The organism is Legionella parisiensis, assembly GCF_001467945.1.
GTDB lineage: Bacteria > Pseudomonadota > Gammaproteobacteria > Legionellales > Legionellaceae > Legionella > Legionella parisiensis.
The window spans coordinates 256,248-271,086 of the sequence record NZ_LNYQ01000013.1 but is presented as its reverse complement, the minus strand read 5'-3'; the positions used below and the strand labels follow the sequence as shown (position 1 = coordinate 271,086).

The following is a 14,839-nucleotide window of genomic DNA, read 5'->3' as shown; positions in this document are numbered from 1 at the left end:
AACACTTTTATATAATATTCGGGTAAAGCATCAAAGCATGATTTCGGGAGTTAGGGTCCGTAAACAGGTACAATATGAATAAAGGCAAAAAGCAAGCTCTGCCCCCCCTGACTCAAGATCTTTTTTAGTGGCCAAAAGCTTATCATTTTTTATAATTGGTGACAATATTTTGATTATAAAGTATTATTTCATGTCACAGTTGACATTAATTAAATAATTCATGTGGAAGCGGAACTGACAAGATTTTCGTTGCAGTTCTTTGACTACATTTTTAATTTTGGATGAAAAATAATGTTTTTAAACAGTGAAGATAAAGAACTGATACGTAATGCCCTTAATTTCCACTTTTGCACGGCAAAAACCCAAAAAGAAAAAAAATTACAACTAAAAACTGTCTATAAAATACTTGATACAATACTTAATCATTTAGAAAAAATACCACTTCAAGAAGAGACGTCTTTTACTGAGGCAGTATTTTGTTGTATCAATGAATTAAAACAAGACGAAGCCGTTAGATCCAGCTATTTCTTTTTAATCAATGAAGAGCAAATCAAAGATCCCTTGAAAATGCTAAGTAAAACAAGAAGAGGTCTGGTTAATGGATTTAACGAGACCGTTGTGCAACGAGAAATTACTCGATATTTTTTAGTAAATTTAATGGAATATGTTAGAAATAATTTGCCAATATCAGAAAGAAATACTCAATTACTTCATTCATTGCAAAAACGTATTACTGTAATAAGTTGTAATATCGAGATTGCAAATATCAAGTATGTACTTAGCTGGCTCAATGAGACGAATAATATGTCATTAAGATATAAATCCCATATCTTAAAATCAACTAACCTTTTTTTTTCTGTATTTCCTAAAGTGTCATTACTCTATCCTTTAACCTACTTTGGAGCACTTTTTTCTTTTATTCATTCTTTTAGGTCACCTTCACAGTGGATGACACACTTACTGTTTGATGTATTGAGATTTGCTACGTTTTCAGATGATTTCCAGGTAATAACGGAACGTGTAGGCTATGTCAGCTTAATCACTCTCTTTTCTTTTGGTATTGGTTATCTGGGTAATAGATTATTATCTCCTATCATTAATGAACTCGAAGATACTCGTATAAGCGAGGAAAGAATATTACAAGCTGTAATTGATTCGTTTCCCCCTAATGATGTACAAATGAATTTTGGTGATGATCGGTTTATTCTATCTGTAAAACAAAATCTTGTTAGTTCGCTCAATCTTTCCGAAAGGGTAATACAACAATTGAATTTTTAAAAACCATGATGTTCTCAAAAGATAGAGGTTCAGATCTTGCTCTTTAAAGCAAGATCTGAACCTGGACTTAGAGATAATTTTGACGAAGATCTGCTTATTGAATTTATGTTATGGATAAACTAAGATGAATGCGCACAATTTGATCATCAACAAAAACAAAGGTTGTAAAAATGAAAAAAATTTTGTCGCTTACCGCCCTTTCCATTTTGATTAGCAGCTGTGCTTCTATTCCAGCTGATCCGCAAGCAACTCGTATTATTGCTTCACCAAATTCGGTACCTAAAGGATGTAAGTACCTGGGGCAAGTTGTTGGGAATCAAGGTAATTTCTTTACGGGAGGCTTTACTTCTAATCGTAATCTAGAAGAAGGAGCAATGAATGATCTTAAAAATAAAGCAGCAAAATTAGGTGCAAACTACGTTCAATTAGTCACCAATCGTGCCGGAGTTACTGGTTCTACGAGTGGTTCTTTTAATCATAATGGTGGCTTTATAAGTGGCGGATCTGAGCAAACTAATGTCACAAACTTAGGAAATGCATATCTCTGTCCACCAAAATCAATCGGATTAGAATAAAATCTACCTCCTAGGTGCTGTCAATACTTAACGGCACCTAGAACTTAGGAACAAGAGTTAAATTACTTACAAAAATATGTTTGATGCGAGCATAGCCCAATTGGGGAGTAATCTGTTGAGATACCCAAAGTACCGAATATTTTAGCCAACTATTAGGGGTTTGATCGCCTTCATGTTCAGGTATTACACCTTTTTTGCCATCCCATTTAAAGACTGTCTTCTGGTTCATGATCCCTTGATTAAAAGCCATTAATGATAAAGCAATTTTAAATGTCGAATCAGGAGAAATTCTCTGGTTACAATAATTATTCGGATTATACTCACTAACTATTTTATGTTCATTGTAGATTTGCTGCAAAAAGCATTGAGTTATTATTTTCGCCCCAACCTATTGATTTTATTACGCCTGCTAGCTACAAAAGATTATTGTTTCCATAATACTAGAGTAATTAAATTTATATAGGTACGTCAAAATTTTATTATTTATAACCATTCAAAAACCCTTTATTCCAAATTCTCAAAATGCTATCAAATTAGAAAATAATTCAGTTTAATAAAACGTTTCCATTGCGATAAATTAAACAATATTTAATTGAAACAGTTTTTTAAATCACTATAACTCACTAAAGTACAATTTTAATACAAAAATTAATGAGTTCATTAAAACGGTGGTTATTTTAGACTTAATCCGAACTTTTTTAGGAAACACGGATTTTTGAAAATTAATTCTTGAAGAGTTGCTTCTTATTTAACCATTTAACAAAATCATCTGCACATTCGGGGACATTAACCTAAAAAATTTCTATGTTACTATGGAGTACGTCATTGTTTAATAATCTGAATAGATATGGAAGATTCAATAATTAATAAAATTATTCAACAAGAAAAAAAACTGTTAGATAAGACTGACACCTTATCAACCTTAATTGATCTAATTGATGATGAGTTTATTGAAATTGGAAGCAGTGCAAATGAGTATAATAAGACAGCGGTCGTGGACTGGCTTAAGAGCAATGATCAATCTAAACGCTCAGGTTCTTCATTCAAAACTCGTCAAATTTCTGATGACGTGATTTTACTAACCTATATTAGTGCCATTAAAGATACACCAAATTCTGAAATTAAATACGCTGCCAGATCATCTATTTGGCGCTTAAGAGATAACCAATGGCGTATGATTTTTCATCAAGGGACGCCAATGAAATAATCTTATCCATCACAAACATTAAACTTTAGCGCGCACACTTAAACGGTTAGTGCTGGAATAAAGAGCTATTAATGAACGGTTTGTGCCAGATAAGGTACGTTATCTATCTCAAACAATTAATTTGATGCATTGTATATGACTCTTATTAACTACTAAATTTATTTATTTAGAGTGACTATAGTTAATACAATTAGTCGTAATTTATAAACATTTATAAAAAAGATAGGGTAAAGATAAAATGAAGCATCATTACATTCAAAATTTTATTTAAAAAACTGGGAATCAAGCCTTGGAATCTTTTGTTATTTCTATGAATACCATAAATTTTTGATGACCAATAAAAAAGCCAGTGAAGTGGGGTTTTTACATAATTTGAATTCTTTTGTTACTACAGAAGGTAGTTTAGATCATACAATAGAATCTGCGCTTTTAAGTGTTCATGATAACTCCTCAGCAATAATATTGCGAAAAATTATAGACTTTGGGATTAGCAGTATAGATTCCAAAGAAAAAGAAGATTGGTGTGATTTTATTCTCGCTTTATTTTTAAGACACCCTTATATGATGAATGAAGCGAGAAATGACATAGAAAGTTCAATTAAAGAATTTCAAAAGGATCTTAATGCTACTTTGATTGAGTCAGTAGAGTATAAGCACTTCTATAATAATTATCATATTGAGAACATGAAAAATGAGATCAAGAATCAACGTTCCACTCTAAAATCATTATTGTTAGAATTAAATTGGTTCCTATTGGATTTTGAATCATCGACATATGATTTGTTGACAGGAGACATGCCTGTATCAATTTATAATCTAAATGACAAAATAATCACAGCTTTCGATGACATTAACGATTCTTCCATATTCTTAACTTTTCCTTTATCTCCTAAAAAGTGCTTTATAGCCACAAAATCAAAAAAAAATTTAGATAACTTTATATTTCCAATGAGGCGATTAATACGAGACTTGAATCTTAAGATGGTGGAAAAGTCTGTTTTTTATGTGTTTTCAAATACTAATCATCCCTATGACTTTATTAAAAAGCATATGAACGATACCACAGATATAAAAAGAATTTGGCAAGAACGATTGAAAAGATAATTAAAAAATTCTTTAGATTGCGTAAGTGGAGCCACCAAATAGGGGTAATCTATAATTCAACTATAACATTTTTCGTAGCTTTTCATTATGGATTGAATCAGAAGACTTAGACGAGTAGCTATACTATGTTGCCATTTTGCAAGAAATTGTTCCTATTACAGAGCTAGCCGATAGATAAAAAAACATCAAAGGTCACTAATTCACTATCTTTATTTTTTTATATTAAAGGGGACTTTGATTTTTGGACGGAGTTTCTGAACCGCTTTTAGAACCAAAATAGAAAAATAACCCTGCCCTCTCGTATAGTCCGCAAACCCATCATTTTATGACTACTTCCCAAGGGACTTTTCTCCTGGGACGTATATTTTATGCCAAAACTTCGAATAACATTTATTTCGTTGATTAAACAAGCTAAATAATACTTTAATTAACGAAAAATGTTAGGGAAGATTATTTCTGTTATCCATTTTTAATTCTGGAATTGCTTCTAATTCATCACGAATTATTTGGAAAGTGCTGTTTTTTTTATTCGCGAAAACATCTAAAACAGATACTACAACATCATTCTTTTCCTCTTCTTTTTCATCCATGCTGGCAATGGCCCCCCTAATTTCGTTCAGGATGGTGATGACACTTAAAGTTTCTTTAGGATTGATTTTTCCTATTTTTTCCCTTATTTCGCGAATGATATCTGGAGTTGCTCTCTCTTGATTTTTCATCAGATCACTATCTAATAAGCGTAAGACTCTCCTTATGTTATCTTCTCGTGTTGGCGCGGCAATAGACATAACGTTTACATAAGCTTTATCTATCTTATGAAGAGGCTTAGGCTTAACTCTATCCTCTACTCTCTCAGAAGGCGATATAGTTAACTCCTTTTGCCTTTGTTTAAGAGTGTTTTCTTTTTTATGAAAAGATTCTGCTTTTGTTTGTACTGCCTTATAGATCTCCTGATGGATTGTATTTTTATTGTCAGGTAAGTGGGATTTTTGTGCTGAGAAGTCCAGCGGTGATTTACTTATACTTTTATCAATTTCCATAGGATCCAAACCTGCTTCTAATAGCATTTTTGTCATCTCTAAGTTTCCACAATCTATCGCTTTAATGAGGTACCCTGAATGCAACTCAGTCTTTGGGATTTTTTGAAGAAATAATTGCACAATATCAGGATGATCATAAACAATAGCTAAATCTAAATAGTCGAGACCACGATTATTTTTTTCAAGAATGTTAAAGCCGATATCTAAAAAATTCTTAATTGCCTCTATATCTCCATTATATAAAGCAATGTTTAACCAATTACTGTTGAAATCTGTTAGGCTATGCATATTACTCCATTCGGCGTTTTCTGCTGTGGCATTTTCTTGAAACCTTAATCTATCTTCATTGGAAGGAAAGTGAATCCAAGTAGCAAATTCAATTTTGGGTTTTTGCTCCTCTCCACAAAAACCACGTTCGATATAATCTCCTGACTCTTCTCCACCAGGTTCATCCATATTGTCCATTTTATTCGGATCAAAAAGTGTCCAACAATTTGTTTCATCTTCACTTGGATCAAATATTAAACAAAGCGCATGGTTTTCTGAGTTTAAGCGTAAAGGAATAGGATTCTTGCAATCTTTTAATTGTTTTTGAAGTATTGCCAAATAAGAGTATAAATCCTCTGTACCATATGATCCGCTAAAAATAAGGGGTGCAGGTAATTCACCCTGCAATTTTTTTTGTTGTAATTGATTGGGTTCTACCAGGATTGCTGCTGCATTCGAAATTTGATGCTTCATTTGACTGTGAAATAACATAGGGTAATCGGAAGGGTGGAAATATAATTCAACCCCATCTAAAAACATATCTATACTTAAACGAGCTCGATCTTCAACAGGTAAATCAGCCATTAAGCTGATGAATTTATCATTAGCGAGGTCATTAATCATATGTTTATCGATAGCGACGCCCTCGTTTCTATCCTCTAGTTCTTCTTTCGCCTGTTGTTTTGCTTTTTGAAACAAAGCTAATCTTTGCGCTTTTATTCGTTCCATTTCTTCAGGGAAATTTTCTATAGGTATCAAAGCTATTTGTTTTAGACGCTCCTGAAATAAAGAATATTCTTTCAATCCCAATTGCACTGCTTGTCTTGCCATTTCACAAAGTCCAAAACACATGCCCCCAGGATTTCCTTTATATCCTAGGCTTTGCATTCTTCCAATCAACCACTCTTGGCCACGTGGGATTTTAAAAGTTTCATCATTCATAGATTAAACTTTCCAATTTCATTATTGTAAATTATAAACCATTTTGATCCATCAATAGTACTCTAGTTGCTGGCAATTAGCTGGTTTCAAGAAGTGAAAGATGGTTTTATCAATGTATGGACTCTTACCTCAAAACAGCGGTTTAAGCTGGGAAACCCAAAAATTTACAAATTATGCTAATAGCAGCTTTAAGTCCATAAGTTGCAGCAAAGAAGGAAAATATTGTACTGTAATCGGAACTTTTCAGAGTAATAATAAAATCATACCTGGCGTTTACTATAGTTTTGACGCAGGAAACTCTTGGTTTACAAGATTCTCTCTTGGTTTTACAAACTCAGGTGACACAGTACGAGACATAGAAAGTACAGGTATACGCATATCAACGAATGCCCAATAAATAAACTGTTTGGCAAGCAGAGTTAAAGTCAATTCTGTTCCTAAAGCATAGCAAATTAAAAATATTATCCATCCAAAATTTTTAATTTTTTCTGATTTCTGTATTGTATGAATTAAAAATTATTATCTAAGTATATCTCATATTTGTGATAGATAAGGTACGTTATCTATCTCAAATAATATTATATTCACTTAATATTATTAAAAATGTATTATGACATTTTTTCGATGAGCTCATTTTTATGTTACTCACTATAAAAACACTTTCATTACAAATGTCAGAAATAATGGCTACTCGTGCCGAAGAAGTAGCTATTGAACATCAATTGAAAATCGCAGTGGCCATAATGGATAACCATGGGAATCTAAAACTTTTTCGACGCATGGATGGGAATGGTTTTATTAGTATTCGCATGGCACAACTAAAAGCTATGACATCTGCGAGTATGCCCATTTCTACTAAAGATTTAGCTGAAAGAAATAAATCCTTTGATAATTCACCCTACTCCTCTGTTCCTGGAATCGTATTACTAGAAGGTGGATTACCAATTATTTCTAAAGATGGTCAACATTTAGGATCTATTGGAATTAGCGGAGCGACTCCAGAACTTGATGGACTATGTGCAAAAGCTGCTTTAGAGGCTATTGATGCTTATTTATAAATTGTAGAGACTTATAAAAAATTGCATACAATAACTTGCATTAATAACGATCTTGAAAATCTATCATTAGAGTGTACTTATTCATTCAAACCAATTAGGTAAGAAATTTATCTGGGGAGAACCATTGCTCACCGTACACGTCTGCGTTGCAGGCTGTCCGACTCAAGAAGCAGAGCACCTATCGGCTTAGTTCCAAAGGGTCTCGAATAATTATAATTACATAGTTTCCTCAGATACGGTCTTTGATCTCCACTGTTAATTTATATAAAGTATTAGCCTAACAAAAAGATGTTTCTCCTCATTTCTCAGGGAGGAACAACCCATTACCCTATATTTGATTATCATTTACGGGTTCTTACATTCATATCGAAATTGATTAAGATTATCCCTTTGAAGAGATAGTTTTTTTACAAATATCGCAATAAAATGATTTTCTAATCTCTAGCCATGAGCGAGGATGCTCGTGAGCTTTCGGCAGGTCTGTTTTCAGTCACAAGGTTTTGCCGAAATCAGGGGCAAAATTTTTAATATTTTTGTTAATCCTCCCTTAATGTAAATATTTTATACTTTCGTTATTTTTTAATAAATTCTATAAATAAACATGAGTCGATATAATTTATACTCAGCACAAGAAATTGATCAATTAGATTTAGAAACATTTAATCGTTGGCTTTTATTTCTTTATAAAAATCCTACCCAAAGCAAGAACTCTTCTTATGGGTCAATGCAACCAAGCTATAATTGGCTCCATGAGTGTTGGTGTGCCGATACTCAAGCACATTCTCGATCAACTTTTTCTAATATTCGTGCTAAATACGAGGAGCGAATTTTAAGTGCAGTAGAGAACAACGATAAAAACTCGACTATTCGTTTATTAAGCTTAGGAAGCGGTGGCTTATTTCAAGATTTAATGATTCTTTTAAAGCTTTATTATAATGGCTACAAAAATATAAAGTTAGATTGCATCGAAACCGATAATAATCAGGCGCAGCAAGAAATTTTACAAGCAATCATTAATCGATTAAATCAAAATGGCGCAAATATTAGAGTTCGACATTTTAAAACTGTTGAAGAAAGAAAAGCAGGTACGGATAGTTCTCAAACAGAATGCGATGTAGTGTACGCGATTGATTTTGATGATATCGGAAATGTGGTAGGTAAGGATTTTTCTAAAAGACAATTGAAATATCGGAGTAGCGACAGTCTCACCGATGAATATTGTCCTCTTTTTCTTGGAGCTTATGCAGAATTAAAGAAGTCTGCTTCCTCTTTATTCTTATTAACTTTTGGAAAAAATTACATTTCCCATCTCGGGGAAAAATCAGCCGTTTATTGTGATGAATTTGATCATCAATTTGAAAGGAGAATTTCTCCTCATGCTTATTATGATTATTACTATATTAATGCAAATCTATCCTCTATTTTATTGCATCTTCCCTTTTTAAAAGCAAAAAATAAACCTCTGCTTATTAATGAGGAAATTTTAAGCCCAAGCACGAATGAGGCATTAAAGAAGATATTAGCCAAACATAACATTCCTTATTTGATTGCCTCAACAGCTGAAATTGGAAAAAAATTAGATGAAGAAGCAGCTACTGTACTTGTAATTGATGATTCGGTACATGATAGGAATCTGGTTGGAGAGGAGTATCTTGATGTAGATTTTAAGCATGGTCATGCACAAGTTACGCGTAATGACATTCGCGGCAGGAATAGGCGCGTTGATGTGTTTTTTTCTTTTAATGAAATTAAAGTAAATCAATTTACCCAAAGAGTTAAGCAATTATCCATTGATGAATGCATTGAAAAAGTAAATGTAGGCATCAGCAATTATTTAGATTGGTGCAAAAAAAATGCAGCGGGAACACGTGGCATAACGCGTTTTTCACATTGGTTTCATGGTGAGAGTGGGGTTTTAAGAGCTCAAAACTTGCAAAAGGTAATCAGTGATTCCCCTAATCTAAATAATGAGGAGTTTTTATCTCTATTAAACAAGCAGTTGCAAGGATCTGGAAATACGCGTCATTCCTTGACTCGCTTTATTCACTCTGCTTTGGCCCGAGATAATGAACTCGAAACTTTACCTGATGTAGATTTTAAAGAAGTGCGCTCTCATGTCGGAATAGGATAAAGTTAATAGTTTTAGCTTGAACGTGAATTTCCTCAGAGCATAAACAATTGATTCATCAATTAACCTATTGATTTCAAAAAGGAAGCACCATATTACATGGTGAAATGGATGCAATAGAGAATGCGGGTAGACAGCAAGCTAAAGTGTATGAGCAATCTATTTTATACACCACTCTTTCTCCTTGCGTCATGTGCAGCGGAGCCATCCTTCTTTATAAAATTCCTTATGTTGTGATTGGAGAAAATCAAACCTTTATGGGTGAAGAATCGCTATTATCGTCACGTGGTGTCAAACTTGAGGTCTTACAGAATAAAGAATGTATCACTATGATGAGACAATTCATTGCTCAAAATAGAAAGTTATGGAGTGAGGATATAGGCGATTAATTTAGTTTCTTCAAGGGTAACCATGGGAATCTAAAACTTTTTCGACGCATAGATGGGAATGGATTTATTAGTATTCGCATGGCACAACTAAAAGCTATGACATCTGCGAGTATGCCCATTTCTACTAGCTTGCTATTATTTTTAATAAGAACCATTCTCGATTTACGCTCAACTAAAGTCGTAATCGCTTTTTTTTTGTTATCCATAAATTGAATCGTATCCCCATCCTGATAGCCTCGGATGGCAAAAACCAAGACCATTTATTCTGAATTAGTTCTATCTTTGAATACAGGGGACCTGAGGTAGCAGCCTTGCTGATACCCACAAATATAAATCTAAACCTTAGGTTTTTGGGATTGTAGGTATTGTAATTCTTCAGCAGCTAAATTTTTAATTTCAGCTGGAAGAATACTAAAAACTTGAGTTTTCAGACCAACCCAACCTGGATAGCTTACAATAAGAGAAAATTGATTATTGGGTTGCGATTCGATAGACACTTTAGATGTTCCATCACTCTTCACTCCTTTGTCTAGGTAATCACGCCAATTTCGTATTATACATTTCTCTGCTAGCCTTCTTTCTTCTTCTGAAACCATGAGTGGCGCTGCTACTGATTCAAAAAAAAGATTTAACCTTTGTCTCGATGGTATTTTTACCCTTTCATTAAAACTCTCAATTTTTTTCTGTGCCGCTTTTCCTTCACTAACTTTCTTCTTGGGATTATTAATATATTCCCTCGCAGTTTTTAGATCTAAAGAAAACTCACCAATTGGTTTGTAGGTAAGATTCCTATAAGGATGAACAAAAACCTTAATATTTTCTTGGTCAATCGCTTCGAAACTCAACCCAGCAGTTCCATCGCTAGGAACCCAATATTCATTACCCTCACGGTTATTTCCGTAAAAATCACCAGGATTATCTAAAATATATCTTTTTAATTTTTCTTGCTCCGTATCGCTAAGCGGCATAGTTGGTTTAGGTAATGGGGGAAGCGGCGTAGCAGTCAACAAATTATTAATTCTTTTTAAAGCTGCTTGTACGCTTGCATCCGTCTCTTTAACAAATTCACTTTTTGATATAAATCCCGAAATCAGTTTTCGTTGCGCGGAATCCATCAATCTAATAGATCCGATGAGCAAACTCTCAATATCATTCAAGACAGGTAATTTTGGATCTGATTCTTCATAAGTATGAATTAGCTTGATAATAAGATTTGCATTTGCTTTTGCTAACTCCTTCATATCCTTGGAAGTAAGTGCTCGCCCTGTTTTAAATTCAGATGATGGTTTTTTCATAAACGCCTCAGGTTTTCTACAGTCTACCTGATTATAACATGAGTGTAACGACTAGCAGATCTTGCATTGGTTTTCCTGGAGTTGATATTCATAGCAAATGAGCGACGAGGAGTAACTTATAATTAAAACTATTTTATTATGCGTAGAAAGAAACCTAACTACATTCTTCAGCAAAACCAAACTACTAGCTGAATATAAAAACCACAGGCCATAATTTTCACATAATAAATTGAGCTTTAAACAGCTCTGCAAGACTCATTCTTTAAAGTAATCAGGGTAAATAAGAATTCGCCCTGCTCGTGCCGGTGGCTACAAGATAAAATTCCCGGACAAGTCAGCGTGAATTCGGTGAAAGAGAAGATGATTTGTATAAAGATTCTCATATGACGAACATTACTTAATATTCAGTTCATTTCTCATCGGTAAAGTGTTCGTCATACTCGTTTATTAAAAGGCGGCCTCAGAGATGAAAAATCCCTTACACTTCATTTTTGAATCTGAAATTTATCCACATGCACGGACGCTACGCACCTCTGTTGGGAGAAAGTTTTTAGACTCTTTTAATGTTATCAACGGCGATATGTCGACAGAAGAGGAAGAACCAACCTTGGGTTTATTTGATGTCCTTACTTTAGGTATCCCTGCTGCACTTGCAAGACTTGACGTATTTATAACAGAGCGATTTAACGACCTATTAAGAGACGATAAAACTAATAGTTTGGAATTAACATTATTTGCAGTAGGCACAGTTATTAATTTTATGTTTAACCAAGCTCCGCGATTTCTTTTTTCTGGAATAGTTGCAATTGTCGCTTTTTTACCAATAACTTTGCCGACTCATCTAATTACAATTTTAATTGATAATTTCAGGGACGATAGTATGTCCAAAGCCATCAACCTCAAAGGCACAGGTAAGGGTGGGGAAGAGAAAACACTTAAGGAGGCATTAACTTGGCATAATCCTTATAATAAAGCTAGCGGTCTCTATAATATTGAAGAACTTCATAGTGAAAAACTGGATGAGGAAAGAGTAGTTTTATACCTTCCCGATGATGGAGGAAAATGGTCTAGGAGAGATTTATTTATCTTCAAATATCATTCAAATGACCAAGGCGTTAAAGCGTTGTTTACTCATAACATTGGTGGTGTTGCCAAACAGTGCCCTGAGCAAGCGAGACAAATAGCTGAACAAAAGTCTGACGAACAGACAGGATTGAAAATCTAAGACAACCATTCCAACCTATAACTCAAGATTCAGCCCCATTCAATTAATACTGAATTACCAGGGACCTTAATGGTTTTAGGATTAACGGAAGGCGCACCAAAGTGCGCAAAATCAGGATGAAACTATAATTTGTAAATTATGAACATGGGCTAGAACACCAGCTTCCCATCCTCCTGCAATCAAATGTTCCGCATTTTTTTGTAGGGTCAAAGCAACCTGACCCGAGAAATGCACTTTTTGAGCAGCTTTATCATGAAAGGCATCAAAGATAGCATAAGTATCTTTGTCAGTTTTTAAAGCAACCCAAAAATAAGTTTTGGGTTCTGTTGCATTAATAAGTTGAGAACCTTCTCTTAATAAAAGTTCTAATTCATGACTTTTGCCAGGGTTTGCCTTAAAAACAAAATAAGATGCTTCTTTAGCAGCCAAAACCATATTCAAATTAAAATTATTAGAAGCAATGACATCATAGTTACTTACATGAGGTAACACACCTTGAGCCCACCCTCCTACTACCAATTGCGAAGCATTTTCTTTTAAGGCATTAGCAACTTGCCCAGTAAAATGCTGCTCCCTTCCTTTTTCATCGAAAAAAATATCAAAAATAGCAAGATGATTATCTTCCTTTAACGCAAACCAAAGTGCCGTATTAGGTTCGGTTTGTCGCACAAGTTGAGCTCCTTTTTTAAGAAATTCTTCAAAATTTGTCATGAATTCTTGTTTGCTTTCCATATTGATATAAGTAGCTTTATGAATGGTATTCGCGTTAATTGGCATGGTTGTTTTACTCGCATAGTTAGAAGTTATAAATCCAAAAGTAAGAACACAAATCGATAATAGTTTAATTTTCATAGGCCCCCGATAATCTATCTATTAATAGATAGATTAATTAGATAAAAAATTTTAAAATGTTCTTTTAATATATTGTTTCACTGTTTCAACATATGAAATATCCTCATACAATCTCGACATTAACAAGCCCCCTTCTAGTTGGACTAGAATATACCTGGAAAGTTCCTCAAGCTGAACAATGTCTATTTTTTCTTTATCAGGAACTCCTTCACTGATGACTTCTTTTATCCACTTTTCCAAAACATTAAAAAAAGTTCGGACTTTAACTTTAACCTTTTCTGTTAATGAAATTACATCTGAGGCCAGCATGCCACCTAAGCACATTTTCATCCCATCATGCATAGTTAAAGAAATGACCTTATCCACTAAACTCAATAACTTTTGTTGCAAAGATAAAGAGGCATTAAATTTCAGTTCATTTAAAAAAAATGACAGTCGATACAATTGCCAATCGATTACAGCAGCAGCTAAGTCCTCTTTAGCTGGATAATAGTAATGAATACTTGATGTTTTAATGCCCACCACGTGCGCTATATCTTTATAGCTAAAAGCGTTATAACCCATTTTTTGGATTAAGCTTTCTGCTGTGATTAATATTTTTTCTTGCGTCGGCGTAATTTTCATAAGCGCCATTCTATCTATTGGTAGATGCATTGTCAATTTATTTGTTGTTTTTAAAATAACCATCAATTCTCTATTTTTCTGATTAGAGTCAAGCAAGAAATTTTAAGTCGTCAAACGGAGTATGTATTCAGCGGAGCCTTTTCTCTTCAACGAAAAGAGAAAAACTTTTCACATTTTCTAAGTAATTAAACCTGCTTTAGTATAAAAATGAGCTTCCAAAATCTATAGTAGACAAGTATTTATTTCTAGTTTGCTTGTGATGATTTAGTAGAACAAGCCTGGGGTAATTTCTCTGGTATCGAACGCATTTCTTGCAATAATGCATTACGAAGAATGGTGCTATTTGCTTGGGTTGCACCAGACCAAAAACCGGTAGCGCAGGTATTTGTATTACAATCGCCGCCAAAAGTAAAAAAAGTTTGGCCTCTCTCTATCGTACAGTTACACAAAGCACGTTTTGAATTTTGCGGATCAACGGTACAGGACATATCAACACAATTCGTCCAGGGTAGTCCTTCTGGGCAATTCATTGATCTTTTCGTTTCAAATTGCGCAAATGAAAATGTGGAAATGAGTGACGTGACTTTGTATTTATCTTGAACAGGCTTTCTCTCCTTGCACGTTTTATAACCGGCACTTTTACCTTTTTCGACTACGCAATCGCAAATTGCTTTGGTCAAGCTTCCAGGGGTGGGAATACAGCGAGCAGAAGTACATAGTGCATAATCTTGATCGCATATAATTGGAGTTGCAGAGGCCTGGGCAAAACCATTATTCAGAAAGATAAAAGCGCATATTAATCCAATCATGTTTCTCAATATGGAGTCCATTTTTAATATTCCTTTATTTTTATTC

The 14,839-nt window shown here is 34.0% G+C and carries 14 protein-coding genes and 2 pseudogenes; 9 read left to right on the top strand and 7 right to left on the bottom strand.

Going from position 1 to position 14,839, the window contains the following annotated elements:
- Positions 1 to 291 precede the first annotated feature (291 nt).
- Both Lpar_RS07275 and Lpar_RS07270 read left to right on the top strand, forming a co-directional pair.
- Entirely contained in the window at positions 292 to 1,278 is a 987-nt protein-coding gene (locus Lpar_RS07275) for a hypothetical protein (protein WP_058517318.1), read from the top strand.
- 170 nt (positions 1,279 to 1,448) lie between these two features.
- On the top strand, positions 1,449 to 1,853 hold the full coding sequence (locus tag Lpar_RS07270) for a DUF4156 domain-containing protein (RefSeq protein WP_058517317.1): 405 nt from the start codon (positions 1,449 to 1,451) through the stop codon (positions 1,851 to 1,853).
- 37 nt (positions 1,854 to 1,890) lie between these two features.
- Here the strand turns inward: Lpar_RS07270 and Lpar_RS07265 are convergent, their stop codons facing one another.
- On the bottom strand, positions 1,891 to 2,211 hold the full coding sequence (locus tag Lpar_RS07265; protein WP_058517316.1) for a penicillin-binding transpeptidase domain-containing protein: 321 nt from the start codon (positions 2,209 to 2,211) through the stop codon (positions 1,891 to 1,893).
- Positions 2,212 to 2,700: 489 nt separating this feature from the next.
- Between Lpar_RS07265 and Lpar_RS07260 the strand changes: the two genes are divergently transcribed.
- Together Lpar_RS07260 and Lpar_RS07255 are read left to right on the top strand one after the other, a co-directional pair.
- A complete protein-coding gene (locus Lpar_RS07260; RefSeq protein ID WP_058517315.1) occupies positions 2,701 to 3,060 on the top strand; it encodes a nuclear transport factor 2 family protein in 360 nt (119 codons plus the stop codon).
- Between the two features lie 270 nt (positions 3,061 to 3,330).
- A pseudogene (locus Lpar_RS07255) lies at positions 3,331 to 4,164 on the top strand (DUF4238 domain-containing protein); the annotation flags it as partial.
- 440 nt (positions 4,165 to 4,604) lie between these two features.
- Here Lpar_RS07255 and Lpar_RS07250 read toward each other — a convergent pair.
- The gene (locus tag Lpar_RS07250) at positions 4,605 to 6,413 is read right to left on the bottom strand and encodes an ankyrin repeat domain-containing protein (RefSeq protein WP_058517313.1); all 1,809 of its coding nucleotides are present in this window, start codon (positions 6,411 to 6,413) and stop codon (positions 4,605 to 4,607) included.
- A 100-nt stretch (positions 6,414 to 6,513) separates the two neighbouring features.
- On the opposite strand from Lpar_RS07250, the gene Lpar_RS07245 reads away from it, so the two are divergent.
- From Lpar_RS07245 to Lpar_RS07230, 4 genes are all read left to right on the top strand, one after another.
- The gene (locus tag Lpar_RS07245) at positions 6,514 to 6,810 is read left to right on the top strand and encodes a hypothetical protein (RefSeq protein ID WP_058517312.1); all 297 of its coding nucleotides are present in this window, start codon (positions 6,514 to 6,516) and stop codon (positions 6,808 to 6,810) included.
- 241 nt (positions 6,811 to 7,051) lie between these two features.
- A complete protein-coding gene (locus tag Lpar_RS07240; protein WP_202814066.1) occupies positions 7,052 to 7,471 on the top strand; it encodes a GlcG/HbpS family heme-binding protein in 420 nt (139 codons plus the stop codon).
- Between the two features lie 601 nt (positions 7,472 to 8,072).
- Positions 8,073 to 9,602 (top strand): hypothetical protein, encoded by a 1,530-nt coding sequence (locus tag Lpar_RS07235; protein WP_058517311.1) that lies wholly within the window; start codon positions 8,073 to 8,075, stop codon positions 9,600 to 9,602.
- Between the two features lie 89 nt (positions 9,603 to 9,691).
- Positions 9,692 to 9,988, top strand: coding sequence for a deaminase (locus Lpar_RS07230; RefSeq protein WP_272947104.1), 297 nt, complete (start codon positions 9,692 to 9,694; stop codon positions 9,986 to 9,988).
- A 128-nt stretch (positions 9,989 to 10,116) separates the two neighbouring features.
- Here Lpar_RS07230 and Lpar_RS19665 read toward each other — a convergent pair.
- Positions 10,117 to 10,224 (bottom strand): annotated as a pseudogene (locus Lpar_RS19665) (IS30 family transposase); the annotation flags it as partial.
- Positions 10,225 to 10,323: 99 nt separating this feature from the next.
- Positions 10,324 to 11,283, bottom strand: a complete 960-nt coding sequence (locus Lpar_RS07220) for a hypothetical protein (protein ID WP_058517309.1) — start codon at positions 11,281 to 11,283, stop codon at positions 10,324 to 10,326.
- 466 nt (positions 11,284 to 11,749) lie between these two features.
- Between Lpar_RS07220 and Lpar_RS07215 the strand changes: the two genes are divergently transcribed.
- Positions 11,750 to 12,508, top strand: coding sequence for a hypothetical protein (locus tag Lpar_RS07215; protein ID WP_058517308.1), 759 nt, complete (start codon positions 11,750 to 11,752; stop codon positions 12,506 to 12,508).
- 111 nt (positions 12,509 to 12,619) lie between these two features.
- On the opposite strand, the gene Lpar_RS07210 is transcribed toward Lpar_RS07215, so the two are convergent.
- The 3 genes from Lpar_RS07210 to Lpar_RS07200 form a co-directional block, all read right to left on the bottom strand.
- Positions 12,620 to 13,360 carry a hypothetical protein gene (locus tag Lpar_RS07210; RefSeq protein WP_237759361.1) on the bottom strand — a complete coding sequence of 247 codons (741 nt, stop codon included), beginning with the start codon at positions 13,358 to 13,360 and terminating at the stop codon, positions 12,620 to 12,622.
- A 51-nt stretch (positions 13,361 to 13,411) separates the two neighbouring features.
- The gene (locus Lpar_RS07205; RefSeq protein ID WP_237759360.1) at positions 13,412 to 14,047 is read right to left on the bottom strand and encodes a TetR/AcrR family transcriptional regulator; all 636 of its coding nucleotides are present in this window, start codon (positions 14,045 to 14,047) and stop codon (positions 13,412 to 13,414) included.
- 182 nt (positions 14,048 to 14,229) lie between these two features.
- Positions 14,230 to 14,814, bottom strand: a complete 585-nt coding sequence (locus tag Lpar_RS07200) for a hypothetical protein (RefSeq protein WP_058519198.1) — start codon at positions 14,812 to 14,814, stop codon at positions 14,230 to 14,232.
- Between the last annotated feature and the right edge of the window lie 25 nt (positions 14,815 to 14,839).

Excerpts from the sequence above, each read along its gene's own strand:
- Lpar_RS07275 (WP_058517318.1), top strand. The coding sequence starts at position 292 with ATGTTTTTAAACAGTGAAGATAAAGAACTGATACGTAATGCCCTTAAT.
- Lpar_RS07270 (WP_058517317.1), top strand. The coding sequence starts at position 1,449 with ATGAAAAAAATTTTGTCGCTTACCGCCCTTTCCATTTTGATTAGCAGC.
- Lpar_RS07260 (WP_058517315.1), top strand. The coding sequence starts at position 2,701 with ATGGAAGATTCAATAATTAATAAAATTATTCAACAAGAAAAAAAACTG.
- Lpar_RS07250 (WP_058517313.1), bottom strand. The coding sequence starts at position 6,413 with ATGAATGATGAAACTTTTAAAATCCCACGTGGCCAAGAGTGGTTGATT.
- Lpar_RS07245 (WP_058517312.1), top strand. The coding sequence starts at position 6,514 with ATGGTTTTATCAATGTATGGACTCTTACCTCAAAACAGCGGTTTAAGC.
- Lpar_RS07240 (WP_202814066.1), top strand. The coding sequence starts at position 7,052 with ATGTTACTCACTATAAAAACACTTTCATTACAAATGTCAGAAATAATG.
- Lpar_RS07235 (WP_058517311.1), top strand. The coding sequence starts at position 8,073 with ATGAGTCGATATAATTTATACTCAGCACAAGAAATTGATCAATTAGAT.
- Lpar_RS07220 (WP_058517309.1), bottom strand. The coding sequence starts at position 11,283 with ATGAAAAAACCATCATCTGAATTTAAAACAGGGCGAGCACTTACTTCC.
- Lpar_RS07215 (WP_058517308.1), top strand. The coding sequence starts at position 11,750 with ATGAAAAATCCCTTACACTTCATTTTTGAATCTGAAATTTATCCACAT.
- Lpar_RS07210 (WP_237759361.1), bottom strand. The coding sequence starts at position 13,360 with ATGAAAATTAAACTATTATCGATTTGTGTTCTTACTTTTGGATTTATA.
- Lpar_RS07205 (WP_237759360.1), bottom strand. The coding sequence starts at position 14,047 with ATGGTTATTTTAAAAACAACAAATAAATTGACAATGCATCTACCAATA.
- Lpar_RS07200 (WP_058519198.1), bottom strand. The coding sequence starts at position 14,814 with ATGGACTCCATATTGAGAAACATGATTGGATTAATATGCGCTTTTATC.